Here is an 18,263-nt window from a genome sequence, read left to right on the forward strand (position 1 = left end):
GCGGGTCAGCCGTCCACGCGGAAGGTCAGCGTCGTGGTGCCGAGCTGGATCATGTCGCCGGGGTTGAGGGCGACGGCGGAGACCCGCTGGCCGTTGACCATGGTGCCGTTGGTCGACCCGAGGTCGGTCAGCACGACCTGACCGCCGTCGAAGTCCAGCCGGGCGTGTCGCCGCGAGATCCCGACGTCGGGCAGGCGCAGGTTGGCCTGGTCGCCGCGGCCGATCACGGTCGAGCCCATCTGGAGGGGGTAGGTGCGCCCGTCGCCGGAGACCAGCCGCACGTTGCGGCCGCCGCCGTGGCCGGGCGGAGGACCGTAGCCGCCGCCCTGGTCGTACGCCGGGTAGGCGGGCGGGCCCGCGTCGTAGCCCGGCGCCGAGACCGGGGCGACCTCGCCGCCGGTGTAGACCTCGGCGGTGACCCGGAACATCCCCGTGTCCAGCCCCTCGCCGCGTTCGATCTCGACGATCACGTCGCCGTAGACCGTCCAGGCCTGCTCGCCGATGAACTCCGCCTGCGACTGGGCCAGTTCCTGGGCCAGCGCGGCGGCGTACGGCGCCAGACGACTGTGGTCGTAGGGCGAGAGATCGATCACGTAGCGGTTGGGCACCAGCGTGCGCCCACCGGCCAGGATCGCCTTGTGCGCCTCGGCCTCCCGCTGCATGGCGTTGAGGATCTCCACGGGGTGGACCACCCCTTTGAAGACCTTGGCGAAGGCCCCCTCGACCAGGCCTTCCAGACGCTTCTCGAAGCGTTGCAGCACGCTCACCGGCTCCTCCTCGGGTCCCGAGGACATGATGGTATCCGGCCGGCGCGCGCGCAGCTCACACGCCGCTCGGCCGTCTGACGGCGGCCCGTTCGGACGGGCCGATACTGCCGTGCTACTCTTTCGTCCGCCACGAACGGTAACCGCTCCTCGGACGGTAACCGATCGTCGCAACGACCACGGACCGGCTAGGATGTCCGGGGCCCGCTGGAGACAGCAGGTCCGGCACAGACTACAGTGTTCGAGGTCAGGCCACGGGGAAGTGGCGGAATGGCAGACGCGCACGGTTCAGGTCCGTGTGCCCGAAAGGGCGTGGGGGTTCAACTCCCCCCTTCCCCACCAATACGCGAGGGCTCCGCAGCGATGCGGGGCCCTCGCGCCGTATCGGGGCGTGCCGTACGTCACGCTATGCTCCGATGGTTTCTGCCTCCGATGGACCAGGAGTGGCGTGTGAGTGTCGCGTTCGTGACCGGGTCGGGCGGTCTTATCGGCTCCGAGGCGGTCCGGCACTTCGCCGGCCTCGGTCTCGAGGTCGTCGGCATCGACAACGACATGCGGCAGGAGTTCTTCGGCGCGGAGGCGTCCACCGCGTGGAACGTCCGCCGGCTGACCGACGAGCTGGGGTCCGCGTACTCGCACCACAGCATCGACATCCGCGACCGGGCCGCGCTGGCCAAGCTGTTCAAGCGGTACGGCACCGACGTCGCCGTGGTGATCCACACCGCCGCCCAGCCGTCGCACGACTGGGCGGTGCGCGACCCGTTCACGGACTTCGACGTGAACGCCGCCGGCACGCTCAACGTCCTGCAGAACGTGCGCGAGCACTGCGTCGAGGCGCCGGTCATCCACTGCTCCACCAACAAGGTCTACGGCGACCGGCCGAACAGCCTGCCGCTGGTCGAGCTGGAGTCCCGCTGGGAGATCGAGCCGGGGCACCCGTACGAGCAGGGCATCCGTGAGGACATGTCCATCGACGCCTGCCTGCACTCGATCTTCGGCGCCTCGAAGGTCGCGGCCGACGTCATGGTGCAGGAGTACGGCCGCTACTTCGGCATGCGTACGGCCTGCTTCCGGGGCGGGACGCTGACCGGCCCGGCGCACTCCGCGACGGAGCTGCACGGCTTCCTCGGCTACGTGATGCGCGCCAACATGGAGCGCCGCACCTACAAGATCTTCGGCTACCAGGGCAAGCAGGTCCGCGACGCCATCCACAGCTCGGACGTGGTCTCCGCGTTCGAGGCGTTCTTCCGCAACCCGCGCTCGGCGGCGGTCTACAACCTCGGCGGCGGCCGGCACTCGAACACCTCCAACCGGGAGGCGTTCGCGCTCGCCGAGCAGATCACCGGCCAGGAGATGATCACCGAGTACGTCGAGGCCAACCGGATCGGCGACCACAAGTGGTGGATCGGCTCGAACGAGGCCTTCCAGGCCGACTACCCCGAGTGGAAGCAGGTCTACGACGTGCCCATGATCATGCGGGAGATCCACGAGGCCAACGTGGACAAGTGGGTGCCGGGCGCATGACCGGCAAGGGCAAGCGGAACGTCCTCGGGGTCCTGGTCGACGCCACCGACTACGCGGCGGCGACCGAGCAGGTGGTGGCGGCCGCTCAGGAGCGCCGCCCGCTGGCGCTGACGGCGCTGGCCGTGCACGGCGTGATGACCGGGGTGCTCGACCCGGCGCACAACGCCCGGCTGAACTCCTTCGACGTGGTCACCCCCGACGGCCAGCCGGTGCGCTGGGCGCTCAACCTGCTGCACGGCGCGGGGCTCACCGACCGGGTCTACGGCCCGACCCTGACCCTGCACGTGCTCTCCCGGTTCGCCGACGAGGGGCTGCCGGTCTACCTTTACGGGTCGACCGAGGAGACCCTGGCCAGGCTGATCCCGGCGCTGGAGCGGATGTTCCCGGCGCTGAAGATCGCCGGCGTGGAGCCGTCCAAGTTCCGGGCGGTGCAGCCGGGCGAGGACGTGGAGATCGCCGACCGGATCCGGTCCAGCGGCGCCCGGCTCGTGCTGGTCGGGCTGGGCTGCCCGCGCCAGGAGGTCTTCACGTACGCCATGCGGCCGCTGCTGGACATGCCGATGATGGCGGTCGGGGCGGCCTTCGACTACCACGCCGGGCTGCTGCGCCAGCCGCCGCCGTGGATGCAGCGGGCCGGCCTGGAGTGGTTCTGGCGCCTCGGCCTGGAGCCGAAGCGGCTCTGGCGACGCTACGTGATCCTCAACCCGGCCTACCTGACCCGGCTCGCCGGGCAGAAGACGGGGCTGTGGAAGGCTCGGCCGCCGGCCCCGGCCACGGAGCGACCGGCGACCTTCGCCGTCTGATTACCGACAGACGTCGAGAGGGGCCCCTTCCCACGCACGAGGTGGTGGGAAGGGGCCCCTGTCGTCACTCCGTCAGAGGGTGAGGGTCCAGGTGTTCAGGTAGCCGGTGTCGCCCGTGTAGACGTCCCGCACCCGCAGCTGCCAGGTGCCGTTCGCCGCCTCGCTCGACAGGTTCGCCGTGTAGGTGGCGTTGATGTTGTCCGCGCCGTCGAAGAAGCTGCTGTTCTTCAGCCGGTAGGACGAGCCGTCCGGGGCGACCAGGTCGATGACGACGTCGCCACGGTAGGTGTGCACGATGTTCACCGCGACGGTGGAGGCCGACGAGGCGTTACGGGCACAGCCGGAGATCACGATCGAGCTGCTGGCCGTGACGCCCGTGTCCGGGATCGCGACGTCGGTGCCGTTGGTGCCGGAGCAGCCGCCACCGGTGCCGGTGACCGTCAGCGAGTAGGTGGCGGTCCTGCTGCCCGAGGCCGCGGTGCCCGTCACGGTCACGGAGTAGGTGCCGGGCGGCGTGCTCGCCGAGGTGCTGATGGTCAGCGTCGAGGAACCGCCCGAGGTGACGGTGGCCGGGCTGAACGAGGCGATCGCCCCGGACGGCAGCCCGCTGGCCGAGAGGCTCACCGACTGGGCGGAGCCGTTGGTGGTGGCGGTGCCGACCGTGGCGGTCACCGAGCCGCCCGGCGCGGTCGAGCCCGAGGTCGGCGAGACCGAGACCGAGAAGTCGTCGGTCGGCGGCGGGGTGTCGCCGTTGACGACGTAGAGCAGCTTGTTGGGCGAGCCGGTGCCCGGGTTGGTCACCACGTTGCTGGTGGCGTTGTTCACCAGGTAGTCGCGGACCTGCTGCGGCGTCCAGGTCGGGTTGGCGCTGGCCACCAGCGCCGCGGCGCCGACCACGTGCGGCGTCGCCATCGAGGTGCCGCTGATCGTGTTCGTCGAGGTGTCGTTGGTGTGCCACGCCGAGGTGATCGACGAGCCGGGCGCGAAGATGTCCAGGCAGGTGCCGATGTTGGAGAACGAGGACCGGGCGTCGGTGTTGGTCGTCGAGCCGACGGTGATGCCCTCGGCGGTCCGGGCGGGCGAGGTGTTGCAGGCGTTGCCGCCGGAGTCGTTGCCGGCCGCCAGGCCGTAGCTCACGCCGGAGTTGATGGAGTTGCGCACGGCGGTGTCGAGCGAGGCGTTCGCGCCGCCGCCGAGGCTCATGTTGGCCACGGCGGGCTTGACCGCGTTGGCGGTCACCCAGTCGACGCCGCCGATGACGCCGGCGTTCGTACCGCTGCCCTGGCAGTTCAGCACCCGCACGCCGACCAGCTGGACGCCCTTGGCCACGCCGTACGCCGAACCGCCGACGGTGCCGGCGACGTGCGTGCCGTGCCCGTTGCAGTCGTCGGCCGAGCCGCCGTCGACGGCGTCGTAGCCGGAGACGGCCCGCCCGCCGAAGTCGCTGTGGCTGAACCGGATGCCGGTGTCGATGATGTAGGCGTGCACGTTGCTCGCCGTGTTCGGGTACGTGTAGGAGCTGTCCAGCGGCAGGGCCCGCTGGTCGATCCGGTCCAGGCCCCAGGAGGGCGGGTTGGTCTGGGTGCCGCTGATGGACACCGTGTGGTTCTGCTCGACGTACGCCACGGCGGGGTCCGCGGCGATGCGGGCGGCGGCCCTGGCGTCGACCCGGGCCTCGAAGCCGCGCAGGGCGGCGCCGTAGGTGCGGGCGACCGCGCCGCCGTGCCGGCCGACCAGCCGCTGCGCGGTGTCACCGACGCTGCTGCGGGCGACCGAGCTGTCCTTGAAGACGACGATGTAGCTGTCGGCCACGGCCGTGGCGCCGCCCGCGGCGCGGATCGTGCCCACCGGTTCGGCGGCCATGGCGGGCGTGGCGGTGGCCACCATGGCCAGAGCGGCCACCCCGACGAGTACGGACCTGCGTGGAAGACCCATCTTCTACTCCCTCCGACCGGCACCGACCGTCCAACTGTTCGAGACGAGTGAATCGATGAATGCCGATCAAGCTGAGGGTAGGGCGGCGCAATCGGGAATTCAAACATGTCGACTTCCCCATAACACCGGGGAGATGGCCCCTAGGGGAGGCGGCTGCGGGGCGAACCCGGGACCTGCCCGGATTCACGATCGTCGAGAACGGGCAAGGCTGTCCGTCATGGAGATTCACCTGACCGTGCTGCTGTCGCTGGCCGCCGTCTGGCTCGTCGCCGGCTGGCTCGCGGACGGGCTGCCCCGGCTGGACCACGCCCGGGCCCTGCGCCGGCGTACCGGATGGGTGCTCGCCCTGACGCTGACCGGCCTGGGCCTGACGGCCGCCGTGCTGGCCGCGGGGCTCTCCAGCGCCGGCGCGACCCCGGCGGACCGGGCGGCCGCCGGTCTCACCCTCGCCGCCGCCCCCGCGCTCGTGGTCGCGGCCTGCACGGTACGCCGGGTACGTCGGCTGCGGGCGGGCGCGGGCGCCCTCTCGTCGGCCCCGGGCACCCCGGCGCCGCACGGCCTGCGGGCCTCCGCCGCGCACCCGCTGATCGGTCTCCCGGTGCAGGTAACCGGGCTGGCGATCCTGCCCGCGGTGGCCGCGGCGAGCGCCCCCGAACTGCTCTCCGGGCCCGGCGTGGCCGGCCCGGCGGTCACCGTGGGCGTGCTGGGCGTCGCCGCCATCGGCGTACGCCACGCCCTGCGGCACAGCCGGCTCGTCGAGCGGGCCGTACCGGCGCGGCCCGCGTCACCGCGAGCGGCCGGGCCCCTGCACGTATAGCAGTTCCAGGATCGCCCGGGTCGCCTCGAACCAGCGGTCGAGCCAGCCGGGCGGCGGGACGCTGCCCTTCGGCGGCAACTCCATCAGCAGCCCGCGCAGCAGCGGGTGGTCGACCAGCGACTCGGTCGGTTCCACCGACCAGTTGCCGGGCGGGAACGACGGCTCGGTCAGCGGGTTGGGGTCCAGCGAGGGCAGGGAGAGCGGCGGGCCGGGCTGCTCCGGCGGGGCCGCCGGGCTCTCCCGGCCACCCATCTCGGTGTCGGTCGACACCACCTCCGTGAGGACGGTGTCCCGCCGTGCCCCCCGGTACTTGCCCCCGAACCGTTCCGGCTTCCCCGGCCCGTTGGTGAGGTTGTCTGACCCGATCGTCGTCATCCGTCTCGCCCTGCCTCGCTCGGTTGCCGATCCCTGCGGCGGGTTGTCGACCAGCGCCGTACCGAGGGGTACAACGACACGGGACCCGATGTGGCGACGCCGACGGCGGGACGTCTTCGCGGCCGGCCCGGACGCGGGCACGGCGATGCCCCCGCCCGGCTTCGTCGCCGGACGGGGGCATCGCCTCACATCCCGGTCCGTCAGCCCTTGTCGAACACACCGCCCCTGGCGCCGGCGACGAAGGCGTGCCAGCCACCCGGGGCGAAGACCAGGGCCGGGCCCGTCTTGTCCTTCGAGTCCCGCACGCCGACCGCCCCCGTCACGTACGCCACCTCCACGCAGTTGTCACAGTTCGGCCCGCTCTTCGAGCTCTTGAACCACGTCGCCTGCGTCAGGTCCACGGGGAACCCATTGGTCGCCATTTCCACAACGGCTCCTCTGCCAGTTTCGCGATGTGTGCGATGGACTCCTCTGGACGTATGGCCGCCGCTCGGACGTGATCGAAGATGAAGCTGTACTTCTGCAGTTCGTCACTCTTCTCCAGGAAGAGCCCACCCGTGGCATTCTCCGCGTACACGACATCCGGATCACCGGGCTCAGGGAAGCTGAGGATCGTGAAGGTGCCGTCCATGCCGGCGTGCGCCCCCACCGTGAAAGGCAGGATCTGGAGCGTCACGTTCGGCAGTTCCGCCACCTCGACCAGGCGTTTGAGCTGGTCACGCATTACCTCGTCCCCGCCCACCGGACGGCTTACCACCGCCTCATCGAGCACCACCCACAGATCGACCGGATCATCCTGCGTCAACAACGACTGACGGCCCAGACGGACACGCACCCGTTGCCGCACCTGTTCGGGAGTGAAGTCGGGCCGGGCGGCCCGGATCATCGCGCCCGCGTAATCCTCCGTCTCCAGCAGCCCGGGCACCACCTGCTGCTCGTACGCCCGGATCGAACTGGCCGCCGCCTCCAGCCCGACGTACGCGCCGACCAGCACCGTGCTGTAGGGGTGCCACCAGCCCTTCTGCCGCGCCTCCCGGGCGATCTGCACCAGCTCGTCGCTCTCGGCACCCACCACGCCGTAGATCCGCAGCATGTCCCGCACGTCGCGTGGCGTCGCCGTGGTGTGGCCGGTCTCGATGCGCGAGACCTTCGACGCCGAGCACTCCAACTGCTCGGCGACCGCCTCTATGGTGATACCGGCCGTCTCCCGCTGCCGGCGCAGTTCGGCGCCGAGGCGACGCCGCCGGATGGTGGGGCTGCGCCGCTCGCTCACGACACGACCCCGCCCGCTGGTCGGGACCACCGCCTGTCAGGCCTCATCCGGTCCACCTCCGCCTCACCGTGCGCCATTGTCGTCACCCGCCAGGGGCGCGACCGTCGTACGGCGGGCGTCGTTCGCGGCGTGGGGTGGTGCCGGTCATCGGCCGGCCGCGACGGCGAAACCGGCTCCCAGTGTGCCGGGCATACGTGAACGGCTTCAAGCGCTGCTTTGCACTAGCCGCTCACGTATCGGCAAAAGTCGACGTGCAACTTGCATGAAGCACGTCGCTGATGCACTCTGTCCGTATGGCACGGGTTACTCACCGTCTTCGTCCGCTTCCTCGCCGTGGTGACCCCACGGGCTGCGGGACGCGCGACGGTGGAACCGCCCGACAGCCGACAACCAGACCTGCCCCGGGTTGATGACCTCGCCGCTGCACGCCAGTTGGCTGCGGCGGCGGGAGCGGTACCCGGAGCAGCCGGGTGCTGGTCGGGTGGCGGTTCGCCACCAGCGGGTACGGCCCGACCACCACCGCCCGCACCACCGGTCCACGAGGCACGACCCCGCCACGGGCCATCGACGTCCCCCGACCCACACCGCCGGCCCGTCGGCCGGCCGACCCTCCCAGGAGCCCATGTGCTTCCCCGCTCCGGTGACGTACTGCACGTGACTCGCGCGGCGAGTGTCCAGTTCCTCAGGCCCATCATGTTCCGGGTCATCCGGGTGCTCGACTGGCCGACCTACGACGGCTGGATCTGGCTCGAAGGCTACGAGTTGAACGCATCGGGGGACGCGGTCAGCCGGCGGTCGATCTTCGTCCAGCGGGAGGGGCTGCGCCACCTGCGGTCGGCCCCCGAGCCTCGGCCGCACACCGTGCGCGCGCCGCGCCGGCCCGTCGCCCGCACCCCGGTCCGGGTGGGCTGACCTGCGCGATCGGCAGCCGAGGGGCGTGCCGTCGCCATAGGATGAGGTACGCCCACCCCGGCACGTTCCACCCCGCGCGTCCAGGACCCCGAACCTGGGATGGCCATGGTCAATCAGCCCGCCGCGCGGCGGCACCACCGCTCCCGAATCGCCTACGCCTTCGGACTACTGGCGCTGATCGGCGCCGCCACCACGCTGGTGGTCGTGGTCCGCGATCCCGCCCTCTCGTCCACCACGCGGCTGACCACCCCGGTCCCGGCACCGGAGATCACCGTGGTGGACGAGGACCCGCCCGACGGCGACGACGGGCCGGACGCCCTCGACGACCCGTACGCACTGACCGGACCGGACGGCCCGGACGCGCTCGGCGCCGCCGACGAGGCCGGGCGCGCCGCCGGGGCCGACGTTCCCACGGCCTCCCCGGGCGGCGCGGCGCACGCCGCCCGCCCCGCGCCCGACGACGTCCGCCGTTCCCTCTTCTGGTCCGGCATCTTCGGACTTGCCATCTCGCTGGCCGGGCTCGGCATGGTCGGGACGAGACGACGCATGTGGTGACGCGGCAGCGTCCCCGCCAGCGGCGCGGTCAGCGGCTCACCGGGTGGCGGTCGGTTCGACCGACGGCGTGACCCCGCCGGTCGGCGAGGCGGCGTCGCGGGCCACCACCAGCGTGACCTCCTCGTCCTCCGGCACCAGCTCCCCCGCCTCCGGCTCGGTGCGGATCACCGTGCCGGCCGGCCGGTCCGACGTCTCGTACTCCACCCGGTGGTCCAGCCCGACGTCGTCCAGGATGGCCTGCGCCGTCTCCAGCGGCAGGTTCACCACCGGCGGCATCGGCACTTCGGCCGGCACCGAGGGCGTCGGGGACGCCGAGGGCGACGAGCTGGTGGGGGCGGCGGAGGTCGGCGCGGCGGTGGTCGGCGACGCGCGGGTCACCGACGGCGACGGCGACGGCTCCGGCCCGCTCGGACCGTCGTCCGCCGACCGGAGGGCCAGCCACAGCCCGGCGCCGAGCAGGCCGAGCAGCAGCAGCACGAGCACGCCCCACAGGATCGGCAGCCACCAGCGCCGCGCGTCCTGGTCCTCGGCGTACCACTCGGCCTCCGGCTGGTCGGCCGGCCCGCCGGGGCGCACCTCCGCCCGGCCGGACCATGCCGCCGGCCCGGACCGCTCCGGCGGCCCGGCGGCCGTACGGTCCAGCGGGGCGGTGCCGTCGACGGGCATCGGCCGGGCGGCGTCGCCGGCGTCCGGGGCGCTCCGGTCGGGGCGGGGCAGCGGCTGCGTACGGTCGGGTTCCGGCCCGGCCGAGGAATCGCCCGGCGGCGGCAGCGGGCGGGTCCGGTCGTCGTGTTCCCCGGCGGGCGGTTCCTGGCGGTCGTCGCTCATGCCGGCACCACGCTGTGCCGATGACTCGCTCGCGCGCTGTGCCGATGACTCGCTCGCTGACGCTCACTCATGGCACGTCCTCTCCCGGCCCGGGCGGGCGTCGCGGGCCCCGACCGCCAACCTAGCGGTCCCGGAGGCCATCGGCCGGGATCAGCGTGCCGGACGCTCCGTCACGGCGTCGGGGAGGGCGAACCGCCGTCCTCCGGCGCGTCGCCGCACCAGATCGACACCTGGTCGTTCCACCTTCCCGCACCGTCGCCGGCCGGGTCCTGGCGGCTGACCTTGCCGGTCTTGCCCGTCCGGTAATGCGGGTAGAAGCCCTCGTCGACGAGTTCGTCCGCCGCGTCGTCGCAGTCGTCGCCCACCACGTCCGGCACGGTGGTGGCCGGCGCCGGACCGCTCACGTAGAGCGTCACGGTGCGTCCGGGCTGCACCTCGGTACCCACCTCCGGGGAGGTGCGCTCCACGGTCGTTCCCGTGCCCTGGCCGAAGACGAGCCGCCAGCCCAGCCGCTTCTCGCGCAGTTCGTCGCGGGCGTCCGTGAACTCCTCGCCGACGACCGGCGGGACCGTCAGCCCGGCGGAGCGGCTCGGGGCGGTCGTGCGGGGAGCCTGGGGCGCGGACCGGCCCGGGGTCGGCCGGGCCGCGTCCGGGGTGCCGGTGGAGGGCGGACTCTCCGCCGCCGCCGGCGGGGCAGGTGGGTCGTCCTCGCCGGCCAGGAGCCAGCCGCCGGTCGCGCCGACGGCCGCGAGCAGCACGACGGCCAGCCCGCCCCTGAGCAGCAACGCCGACCGGTCCGGCCCGGCGTCGTCCCGCGCGCCCGTGTCCCCGTCCGTCATACGCCCACCCCGCCTCGATCACCGGCGACCGTACCCGCTCCCGTCGACACCGGCGTCATCGCGGTCGCCCCGGGCCGGACCGCCACGACTCGCCGCGCCGACCACGGGACGTTACGCTCCCCGGCATGGCCAGACGGGGCTGGGGAGGATCGATCGCGACCGCGGTCGGCGTCGCTGCCGGCGCGGGCGCGGCCCAACTGGGCTTCGGCTACGGGCTGGGCATCATCAACTGGGCACCGGCGGACGCGACCGCCGGCGCGACCGCGTGGGTGGCGGGTCTGATCTGGGCCACCTGGATCGCGGCCACCTCGACGGTCTTCGGCGCGGTCTGTGCGCAGCGGCTGCGCGACCGCGCCCCGGCACCGGACACCGACCCCGCCGAGCCGGCTCCCGCCGGACCGGGTGGAGGCGCCCTCGGCTCCGTCGCGCTCGCCGTGGCCGCCGGGGTGGGCGCGCTGATCACCGTGCTGCTGGTGGCCGTACCGGCCCGGGAGGCGGTGACGGTGGCGGACACCGGCTCGCCCCGGAACGTCGCGGCGGCCTACGCGGCGGTCGGCGTGCTGGTCGGGGTGCTGACGGCGGTCTGGGCGCTGCGCTCGCGGGCAGCCGCGAACAACGTGATCGCCACCGTCGGCTGGCTCTGGCTGCTCGCCGTGATCGCCGTCGTGGACGGCGTGCTGGCCGGGCGCGGCCTCACCAGCGCCCAGCTCGGCATCTGGCAGCTCGGCCCCGACGACGGGCGGTACTGGATCCGCGACTACTTCTACTGGCCGGGAGCGCTGCTGTCCCTCGGTTCCGCGCTGGTGATCGGGGCCCTCGCGGCCCGCCGGGACGCCCGGGATCCCGACCACCGGGTCGGGGCGGCCGTTTCGGGTGCGGCCGGGCCGCTGCTCGTCGCGACCGCGTACTTCCTGGCGGTGCCCAGGCTGACCGCGATCAGCCCGGAGCAGGTGTCGGCGCACCTGATCGCGCCGTACGCGGTGATCATCGGGGTCGGCGGCGCCGTCCTGGTCGCCGCCCTCGCCCAGCGGGCCGCCCGACGGGCCGCGGCCCGGGGAACGGTGCGGGTGCCCCGCCAACGCACCGGCGAACCCGCCGACCACGCGGGCACCTCGGCGCCGGGGCGGCACACCTCTCCGGCCGGCGGCACCGACGGCGACGCCCAGGCGACGCCCGCCGGCAGCGACACCCGCACGACGCCGGTCGACGCCGCCGCCTTCACGACGCCGGACGACGGCAACGCCTTCACAGGGCCGGGCGGCGGCGCGCCGGACGGGGACGCCGTCGCGGCGGGCGCAGGAGCGCCCCCGGCCGACCGCGAACCCGCGCCGGGCCCCGCCGAGCGCGAACCCGCGCCGGTCCCCGCCGCCGCGAGGCCCGCGGTCACGTCCGGCACACCGGCCGGGGAGCCGGCCGCCCCGGCCACCGGGGACGACACGTGGGCGTCGGCGACGACCGGGGAGCCCGCGCCGGCCGCCGACGATCCGGCGGAACCGCAGGCCACCGGCCGCCGGTCCCGCTCCGGCCGCCGCACACGCTGAACGCCGGCCGGGGTGCGGAGCACCCGGGACAGGACGGGTGCGACCGGGGCGTCAGGGGCCCGCGCCGGCCCGGATCGGCGCACAGGGGTGCCGGTCAGCTGCGGCGCACCCGGGACGCGGGGTCAGCTGCGGCGCAGCGGGATGCCGGTCAGCTGCGGCGCAGCGGGACGCGGGTCAGTCGACGGGCCAGGTGTGCACGGGCTCGTTGCTGCGTTGCAGCTCGGCGTAGCGCTGCACCATGTGATGCAGGGCGGCGTTCCGGTCCATGCCGCGGTGCCGCTCGGCCGCCCAGACCGCCTCGGTCTGCCAGACCGCGCCGTTGCGGCCCGTACGGCAGCGCTGCTCGATGATGCCGAGCAGCCGGTCGCGTTCGGCGGGGGACACCCCGAACCGGTCGAGCCCGGCGGCCGCCTTGGGCAGCAGGACGTCCAGGACCAGCTTGGTCACCGGCACCTCGCCGAGGCGGGGCCAGTGCAGCACGGCGTCCATGCCGCGCCGGGCGGCGGCGTGGAAGTTCTCCTCGGCGGAGCTGAAGGTGAGCTGGCTCCAGATGGGCCGGTCGGACTCCGCCAGCCCGCGCGCCAGCCCGAAGTAGAAGGCGGCGTTGGCCAGCATGTCGACCACGGTCGGGCCGGCCGGCAGCACCCGGTTCTCCACGCGCAGGTGCGGGCGGCCGTTCATGATGTCGTAGACCGGCCGGTTCCACCGGTAGACGGTGCCGTTGTGCAGGCGCAGCTCGCCCAGCTCCGGTACGCCGCCACCGTGCAGGACCTCGACCGGGTCCTCGTCCTCGCAGATCGGCAGCAGCGGCGGGAAGTAGCGGACGTTCTCCTCGAAGAGGTCGAAGATCGAGGTGATCCAGCGCTCGCCGAACCAGACCCGGGGGCGTACGCCCTGCGCCTTCAGCTCGTCCGGCCGGGTGTCGGTGGCCTGCTCGAACAGGGCGATGCGGGTCTCCGCCCAGAGCTGCCGCCCGTAGAGGAAGGGCGAGTTGGCCCCCACGGCCACCTGCACCCCGGCGATGGCCTGGGAGGCGTTCCAGTAGTCGGCGAAGCTGTCCGGGGCGACCTGGAGGTGGAACTGGAGGCTGGTGCAGGCGGCCTCGGGGGCGATCGAGTCGGTGTGGGTCTGGAGGCGTTCGACGCCTCGGATGTCGAGCTCGATGTCCTCGCCCCGGGCGCCGACGATCTGGTCGTTGAGCACCCGGTACCGCTCGTTGGTGGAGAGGTTGTCCTCGACCAGGTGCCGCTCGGTGAGGGTGGGCAGGATGCCGACCAGGACGATCTTCGCGTCCGACTTGGCGGCCCGCTCGTCGGCACGGGAGAGACTGCCGCGCAGGTCCTGCTCGTAGTCGGCGAACCCGCTGCCCTCGATCAGCCGGGGCGGCGCGTTCAGCTCCAGGTTGAACTGGCCCAGCTCGGTCTGGAAGAGCGGGTCGGCGATGTCGGCGAGGATCTGGTCGTTGCGCATCGCCGGCTCGGCCGCCGAGTCGACCAGGTTGAGCTCGATCTCCAGCCCGGTCATCGGCCGGTCGGCGTCGAAGCCGAAGTCGTCCAGCATCAGGGCGAAGACGTCCAGGCACCGCCGTACCTTCTGTCGGTAGCGGACCCGGTCCTCCCGGGAGAAGGCGCCCTGCTCGACGTCCCTGCCCATGTTTCCTCCCGGCGCGAGGCGCAGTCGGACCGTACCGGCCCGGTAAGCGCGTGGTGAACCCTCCACGTTAGGAGTGTCGGCATCGTCGGGACCATAGGAGGTCGCGGCGATCCCACGGCCGGGACGACCGTACTCCGGTCGGCGGACGCGCTCCCGGCGGCATATCTACCCAGCCGGTGCCGCCCGCACCCGATCGAACGGCGAATGAGTCGTGACAAATCGCACCCGAGCCGGCGGGCCATCACCCTGCGTACGCGCGTCGGGCCCGCGCCGTGACGCGGCGCGGGCCCGGAAGCGGTAGGGCGGATCAGGCCTGACGGACGGCCTCGCCCTCGATCTCGATCTTAATCTTCTTGCCGACCAGCACGCCCCCGGTCTCCAGGGCGACGTTCCAGGTCAGGCCGAAGTCCTCGCGGTCGATCTCGGTGGACGCGGAAAAGCCGAAGATGTCCTGCCCGAACGGGCTGCGGCCGACGCCCTCGAACTCGACGTCCAGGTCGACCGGGCGGGTGACGCCCTTGATGGTCAGCTCGCCGGAGAGGACGAACTCGTTGCCGTCGCGGGACTTCACGGCCGTGCTGCGGAACTCCAGGGTCGGGAAGGCCTCGGCGTCGAGGAACTCGGGGCTGCGCAGGTGCGCGTCCCGGTCGGCCTGGTTGGTGTTGATGGTGGCCGCCTGGATGGTGGCGCTGACCGTGGACTGCATCGGGTCCTCGGCGACGGTGATGGTGGCGCTCGCGTCGGCGAACTCACCGCGTACCTTGCTGACCATCATGTGCCGGGCGACGAAGCCCACGCGCTTGTGCGCCGCGTCCAGCAGGTAGGTGCCGGCGGTCGGGATCGTGAGGCCGTCCCAGTCGCGGGTGACCGGTGCGGTGCTGCTGGTCATGAAGCTGCCCTCCGTGGGGAAAAGTTGTTTAGTAGCCCAACGACTTCCGCAGCAACTATAGGCATAGCAATATTCCTCGTGTCAAGTACTGCTACGATGGGCGCGTGGACCAGAACGTGTTCGACGACCCCCGGATCACCGCCGTCGGCCTGCTCGTCGAGGCGCACGCCGGGCTCTCGGCCCGGTTCGCCGCCCAGTTCGAGGAGCACGGCCTCTCACCGGTCGAGTTCGAGGTGCTGACCAGACTCGCCCGCTCACCCGGCAACCAGTTGCGGATGACCGACCTCGCCGCCCAGACCTCGCTCTCGACGAGCGGCGTCACCCGCGTGGTGGACCGGATGGAACGCGACGGGCTGCTCGCCCGCCGCGCCTGTCCCTCCGACCGGCGCAGTTCGTTCGCCGTGGTCACCGCCTCCGGCCTGCAACGCCTCGACGAGACCCTGCCCGGGCACCTGCGGATCATCGAGCAGTGGTTCACCGGCCAGCTCGACCCGGAGGCCCTGGACGCCCTGCTCGACGGGCTGCGCCGGGTCCGGGACGCGGTGCACCCCGGCGCCACCGCCGGAAGCACCGGGCCCGCCGCCGACTGCGACGGGACGGTCCCGCCCTCCTGACCCGTCCCCGGGCCCGCCCGGCACCGGCAGAAAGAGCGGCAGAACTGCCGTACCCACGGGACGATAGACGTTCAAACCGGACGGAGCCGCGTGCGGACGGTGGCTAGTCTTCGGGCAGTGGGGACGCACCGGGGGGTGACGGCGCGGGCGACGAGCGAGGGGTAGCAAGAGGGGCTTCGTCGCCCGCGTCCCCCCGGTCGCTCTGCGCAACGCCCGCCACGGCACGGCCCCGACGCCGGCACGGCCGGTCCGCCCGGGTCACCCGCTCCGGCTCGCGGCCCACGGGCGCAACTGCTCCTCCTCGTGCGGCAGCAGCCGCACACCACTCTGCCGGAAGGCCCGGTCGAGGCGGTCCAGCACGGCGGGATCGCCCGAGCTGGCGGCCAGTCCCACCAGCGCCTCCACCACGTCACGCCGGTCCTGACCGCCGGCACCGGCTTCCGCCGCCGCGGCGAACCACTCCGCCGCCAGCTCACGATCGCCCCGGCGCAGCGCCAGGTTCCCCTCGATCAGCGCGCAGATCCCGTCCTCCGGGCGCACCCCGGGCGTCGGCGCACCCGGCAGGCGCCCGGGCGACCAGACCTCCTCGGGGCGGGGCACCGGCGGCCCCGGGGGCGGGCGCAGCTCGGCCAGCACCTCGGCCGCCTCGGCGGACCGGCCGTCGCGGGCCAGCGCCAGCCCCACCGTGCCGAGCACCCGGCGACGGTGGCCCGGGTCGCCGAGTTCCGCCAGCGCCGCCACCACCCGCCGGCCCTGGTCGACGGCGTCCGCGTACCGGCCCTCGAGGCGGGACACCTCGGCGAGGTTGGCCCGCGCGAGCACCCGCAGCCGCTGCTCCCCGACCCGCGCGGCGAGCCGGTCGACCGTGGCCAGCCGGCGCCGGGCAGCCGCCAGGTCACCGACCCGGATGTCGTGCCAGGCGAGGTTGTTCTGCGCCACCGCCATGTCCCGGACCCGCCCGTGCCGGACGGCCAGCGCGAGCACCGCCTCGGCCTGCGTCCGCACCTCGTCTTGCTCGCCGAGGGCGATCAGAAGCGCGCAGAGCACCGAACGCGCCTCCAACTCCCCGGTGACGTCGCCCGCGTCCCGGAACGCGGCCAGCGCTTCCCGAGCGGCCGGCAGTTCCTCGGCCCCGGCACCGTGCTCGGCGGCGAGCCGGGCCACCCCGAGGAACGCCCACGCCCGCAGCACCGGGTCGACATCGGCGGTACGCGGATCCGCCAGCAGGCGCCGGAGCCACTGCCTGCCGGGGACGTCGCGCCCCCTGAACCGCCACCACCGGGACAGCGCCGCCGCCAACCGCAGCGCGGTCAACGGGTCGTCGACGGCGGCGTGCGCCAGGGCGGAGCTGATGTCGCCGGTCACCTCGTCCAGGCGGTGCACCGCCGCCGGCAGGTTGGCCCCGACCAGCTCCGGTGCGGTCCGCGCCACCAGCCGGGCGACGACCTGCGCGTGCCGGCGCCGGATCGCGGTCAGCTCGCCGGCGCCCGTCGCCTGCTCGGCGGCGAAGTCCCGTACGGCGTCGAGCAGGCGGAACCGGAACGGCCCGGCGCCCCGGACGCTCAACAGACCGAGTTCGACGAGCCGGTCGAGCAGCGGCACCGGGTCCACGACCACCGTCCCGTCCCGGTCGGCGGGGTCGGCGAGCATCTCCTCGGCCAGCTCGACCGACCAGCGGTTGCCGAACGCGGCGAGCCGGCGCAACGCGGCCCGCTCGTCGGGGGCGAGGAGGCGGTAGCTGACCGCCACCGCGTCCCGCAGGGTCTCCGCCACCGCCGCCCGCGGGCTCTCCGGACGGCCCGGCTCCGTGCTGTCCCAGCCCGGCCGCCCGGCCGCCCCCGGCGAGGTCGTCAGGTCGAGGACACGGTCGCCGTACCGGTCGAGCAGCTCGTTGAGATCGAGGATCCGGCCGCGGGCCGCCATCAGCTCGATGGCGAGCGGGAGCCCGCCCAGGCGGCGTACCAGGGCGGCGAGGGCGGGCAGCTCGGCGGGGCCGGGCGGCTCCCGGCGGACCTGGTCGAGCCGGGCGGTGAAGAGAGCCACGGCGGGGTAGCCGGCCAGCGCCGCCGGGCCCTCCCGCTCGCTGCCTGGCGGCGGTACGTCGAGCGGCGCGACCGGCCACACCCGCTCCCCGGGCAGGCCGACCGGGTGCCGGCCGGTGACCAGCACCCGCAGCGACGGCACCGCCCCGGCGAGGCGGTGCACCGTCTCGGCGACCGCGTCGGGGGCCCGCTCGGCCGCGTCCACGAGCAGCAGCGCCGGCCGACCGTCGAGGCGGACGGTCAGCTCGGGCAGCCGGGCGACACCGAAGACGGCGACCGAGGCGGAGAGCACGTCGGCCGCGTCCGAGCCCTCGCCGATGAGCACGCCGGCCGCCCCGCCGGGATGGTCGTCGGCGACCGCGTGGACCACCGAGAGGGCCAGCGCGGTCTTGCCCACGCCAGCCAGCCCGACCAGGCTGACCAGCCGGGGCCCGCGCCCGTCGGTGAGCAGACCGACCAGCTCGGCCAGGTCGCGGTCCCGGCCGACCAGCGCGACCGGGGGCGGGAGCGCGGCCGGCGTACCGGCGTGGTGGTCGAGATCGACGCGGGCCGGCGGGGCGCCTCCGGGGGTGGCCGGCGGGGCGGCCGGGACCGGCCCCCGGGCGGCGGCCAGGAACGCCGACCGGGCGGCTCCGGCCAGCTCCAGCGCGCCGGCGAGCAGCTCGACAGTGGTGCGCTGCGGCCGGGACGAGCGGCCCCGCTCCAGGTCGCGGACGGTCCGGACGCCCACACCCGCCCGGCCCGCCAGCTCGGCCTGCGTCAGGCCGGCGGCGAGCCGGTGCCCGCGCAGCAGCTCCGGCAGCCCGGTACGACCGCCCGGATGCGGCGAACGATCATGATCCGGCGTCATGGGCAGGAAGGGTACGGAGGGGGTACGACCGCCGGCAGCCGAGCGTCGC

At 73.8% G+C, this 18,263-nt stretch carries 17 protein-coding genes and 1 tRNA gene; 8 read left to right on the forward strand and 10 right to left on the reverse strand.

The genetic code is table 11. The annotated features are described in order from the left end of the window. Positions 1-5 precede the first annotated feature (5 nt). On the reverse strand, positions 6-794 hold the full coding sequence (locus tag AB0883_RS13595) for a DUF3662 and FHA domain-containing protein (RefSeq protein ID WP_088996759.1): 789 nt from the start codon (positions 792-794) through the stop codon (positions 6-8). Between the two features lie 226 nt (positions 795-1,020). Between AB0883_RS13595 and AB0883_RS13600 the strand changes: the two genes are divergently transcribed. From AB0883_RS13600 to AB0883_RS13610, 3 genes are all read left to right on the forward strand, one after another. After that, positions 1,021-1,106 (forward strand) — tRNA-Leu (locus AB0883_RS13600). A gap of 66 nt (positions 1,107-1,172) precedes the next feature. Beyond that, positions 1,173-2,288 (forward strand): NAD-dependent epimerase/dehydratase family protein, encoded by a 1,116-nt coding sequence (locus AB0883_RS13605; protein ID WP_366641451.1) that lies wholly within the window; start codon positions 1,173-1,175, stop codon positions 2,286-2,288. Beyond that, entirely contained in the window at positions 2,285-3,091 is an 807-nt protein-coding gene (locus tag AB0883_RS13610; RefSeq protein WP_121399152.1) for a WecB/TagA/CpsF family glycosyltransferase, read from the forward strand. The genes AB0883_RS13605 and AB0883_RS13610 overlap by 4 nt, the downstream gene beginning before the upstream one ends. 72 nt (positions 3,092-3,163) lie before the next feature. Here the strand turns inward: AB0883_RS13610 and AB0883_RS13615 are convergent, their stop codons facing one another. Next, positions 3,164-5,026 (reverse strand): S8 family serine peptidase, encoded by a 1,863-nt coding sequence (locus AB0883_RS13615; protein WP_366641452.1) that lies wholly within the window; start codon positions 5,024-5,026, stop codon positions 3,164-3,166. Between the two features lie 217 nt (positions 5,027-5,243). On the opposite strand from AB0883_RS13615, the gene AB0883_RS13620 reads away from it, so the two are divergent. Then, entirely contained in the window at positions 5,244-5,843 is a 600-nt protein-coding gene (locus AB0883_RS13620) for a hypothetical protein (RefSeq protein ID WP_366641453.1), read from the forward strand. Here AB0883_RS13620 and AB0883_RS13625 read toward each other — a convergent pair. The 3 genes from AB0883_RS13625 to AB0883_RS13635 all read right to left on the reverse strand — a co-directional run bounded on the left by AB0883_RS13625 (position 5,811) and on the right by AB0883_RS13635 (position 7,491). Continuing rightward, positions 5,811-6,218, reverse strand: coding sequence for a hypothetical protein (locus tag AB0883_RS13625; RefSeq protein ID WP_121397337.1), 408 nt, complete (start codon positions 6,216-6,218; stop codon positions 5,811-5,813). The two genes, AB0883_RS13620 and AB0883_RS13625, sit on opposite strands and share 33 nt — an antisense overlap. 200 nt (positions 6,219-6,418) lie before the next feature. Next, positions 6,419-6,640, reverse strand: coding sequence for a DUF397 domain-containing protein (locus tag AB0883_RS13630; RefSeq protein ID WP_121397338.1), 222 nt, complete (start codon positions 6,638-6,640; stop codon positions 6,419-6,421). Beyond that, positions 6,610-7,491 carry a helix-turn-helix transcriptional regulator gene (locus AB0883_RS13635; RefSeq protein WP_366641454.1) on the reverse strand — a complete coding sequence of 294 codons (882 nt, stop codon included), beginning with the start codon at positions 7,489-7,491 and terminating at the stop codon, positions 6,610-6,612. Before AB0883_RS13635 ends, AB0883_RS13630 begins: the two co-directional genes overlap by 31 nt. Before the next feature lie 624 nt (positions 7,492-8,115). On the opposite strand from AB0883_RS13635, the gene AB0883_RS13640 reads away from it, so the two are divergent. Next, positions 8,116-8,403, forward strand: coding sequence for a hypothetical protein (locus AB0883_RS13640; protein ID WP_089002741.1), 288 nt, complete (start codon positions 8,116-8,118; stop codon positions 8,401-8,403). Positions 8,404-8,502: 99 nt separating this feature from the next. Continuing rightward, positions 8,503-8,958: a hypothetical protein gene (locus AB0883_RS13645; protein ID WP_366641455.1), complete on the forward strand. Its 456-nt coding sequence runs from the start codon at positions 8,503-8,505 to the stop codon at positions 8,956-8,958. Positions 8,959-8,994: 36 nt separating this feature from the next. Here the strand turns inward: AB0883_RS13645 and AB0883_RS13650 are convergent, their stop codons facing one another. Continuing rightward, positions 8,995-9,786, reverse strand: a complete 792-nt coding sequence (locus AB0883_RS13650) for a PASTA domain-containing protein (protein ID WP_366641456.1) — start codon at positions 9,784-9,786, stop codon at positions 8,995-8,997. Between the two features lie 170 nt (positions 9,787-9,956). Beyond that, entirely contained in the window at positions 9,957-10,625 is a 669-nt protein-coding gene (locus AB0883_RS13655; RefSeq protein WP_366641457.1) for a PASTA domain-containing protein, read from the reverse strand. A gap of 125 nt (positions 10,626-10,750) precedes the next feature. Between AB0883_RS13655 and AB0883_RS13660 the strand changes: the two genes are divergently transcribed. Continuing rightward, positions 10,751-12,166 (forward strand): hypothetical protein, encoded by a 1,416-nt coding sequence (locus AB0883_RS13660; protein ID WP_366641458.1) that lies wholly within the window; start codon positions 10,751-10,753, stop codon positions 12,164-12,166. Between the two features lie 174 nt (positions 12,167-12,340). On the opposite strand, the gene AB0883_RS13665 is transcribed toward AB0883_RS13660, so the two are convergent. Then, positions 12,341-13,819: a glutamate--cysteine ligase gene (locus AB0883_RS13665; protein WP_366641459.1), complete on the reverse strand. Its 1,479-nt coding sequence runs from the start codon at positions 13,817-13,819 to the stop codon at positions 12,341-12,343. A 307-nt stretch (positions 13,820-14,126) separates the two neighbouring features. Next, entirely contained in the window at positions 14,127-14,708 is a 582-nt protein-coding gene (locus tag AB0883_RS13670; protein WP_366641460.1) for a YceI family protein, read from the reverse strand. A 104-nt stretch (positions 14,709-14,812) separates the two neighbouring features. Here AB0883_RS13670 and AB0883_RS13675 point away from each other — a divergent pair, with 104 nt between their 5' ends. Continuing rightward, complete coding sequence (locus AB0883_RS13675) at positions 14,813-15,322, forward strand: MarR family transcriptional regulator (RefSeq protein WP_366641461.1); 510 nt, start codon at positions 14,813-14,815, stop codon at positions 15,320-15,322. Between the two features lie 258 nt (positions 15,323-15,580). Here the strand turns inward: AB0883_RS13675 and AB0883_RS13680 are convergent, their stop codons facing one another. Beyond that, positions 15,581-18,214 carry a helix-turn-helix domain-containing protein gene (locus AB0883_RS13680; RefSeq protein WP_366641462.1) on the reverse strand — a complete coding sequence of 878 codons (2,634 nt, stop codon included), beginning with the start codon at positions 18,212-18,214 and terminating at the stop codon, positions 15,581-15,583. Positions 18,215-18,263 lie beyond the last annotated feature (49 nt).

It is taken from the genome of Micromonospora sp. NPDC047812, assembly GCF_040704175.1.
In the GTDB taxonomy this organism is placed as follows: domain Bacteria; phylum Actinomycetota; class Actinomycetes; order Mycobacteriales; family Micromonosporaceae; genus Micromonospora.

Coding starts and splice junctions, on each gene's coding strand:
- AB0883_RS13595 (WP_088996759.1), bottom strand. CDS start 794: ATGTCCTCGGGACCCGAGGAGGAGCCGGTGAGCGTGCTGCAACGCTTC.
- AB0883_RS13605 (WP_366641451.1), top strand. CDS start 1,173: ATGCTCCGATGGTTTCTGCCTCCGATGGACCAGGAGTGGCGTGTGAGT.
- AB0883_RS13610 (WP_121399152.1), top strand. CDS start 2,285: ATGACCGGCAAGGGCAAGCGGAACGTCCTCGGGGTCCTGGTCGACGCC.
- AB0883_RS13615 (WP_366641452.1), bottom strand. CDS start 5,026: ATGGGTCTTCCACGCAGGTCCGTACTCGTCGGGGTGGCCGCTCTGGCC.
- AB0883_RS13620 (WP_366641453.1), top strand. CDS start 5,244: ATGGAGATTCACCTGACCGTGCTGCTGTCGCTGGCCGCCGTCTGGCTC.
- AB0883_RS13625 (WP_121397337.1), bottom strand. CDS start 6,218: ATGACGACGATCGGGTCAGACAACCTCACCAACGGGCCGGGGAAGCCG.
- AB0883_RS13630 (WP_121397338.1), bottom strand. CDS start 6,640: ATGGCGACCAATGGGTTCCCCGTGGACCTGACGCAGGCGACGTGGTTC.
- AB0883_RS13645 (WP_366641455.1), top strand. CDS start 8,503: ATGGCCATGGTCAATCAGCCCGCCGCGCGGCGGCACCACCGCTCCCGA.
- AB0883_RS13650 (WP_366641456.1), bottom strand. CDS start 9,786: ATGAGCGACGACCGCCAGGAACCGCCCGCCGGGGAACACGACGACCGG.
- AB0883_RS13655 (WP_366641457.1), bottom strand. CDS start 10,625: ATGACGGACGGGGACACGGGCGCGCGGGACGACGCCGGGCCGGACCGG.
- AB0883_RS13660 (WP_366641458.1), top strand. CDS start 10,751: ATGGCCAGACGGGGCTGGGGAGGATCGATCGCGACCGCGGTCGGCGTC.
- AB0883_RS13665 (WP_366641459.1), bottom strand. CDS start 13,819: ATGGGCAGGGACGTCGAGCAGGGCGCCTTCTCCCGGGAGGACCGGGTC.
- AB0883_RS13670 (WP_366641460.1), bottom strand. CDS start 14,708: ATGACCAGCAGCACCGCACCGGTCACCCGCGACTGGGACGGCCTCACG.
- AB0883_RS13680 (WP_366641462.1), bottom strand. CDS start 18,214: ATGACGCCGGATCATGATCGTTCGCCGCATCCGGGCGGTCGTACCGGG.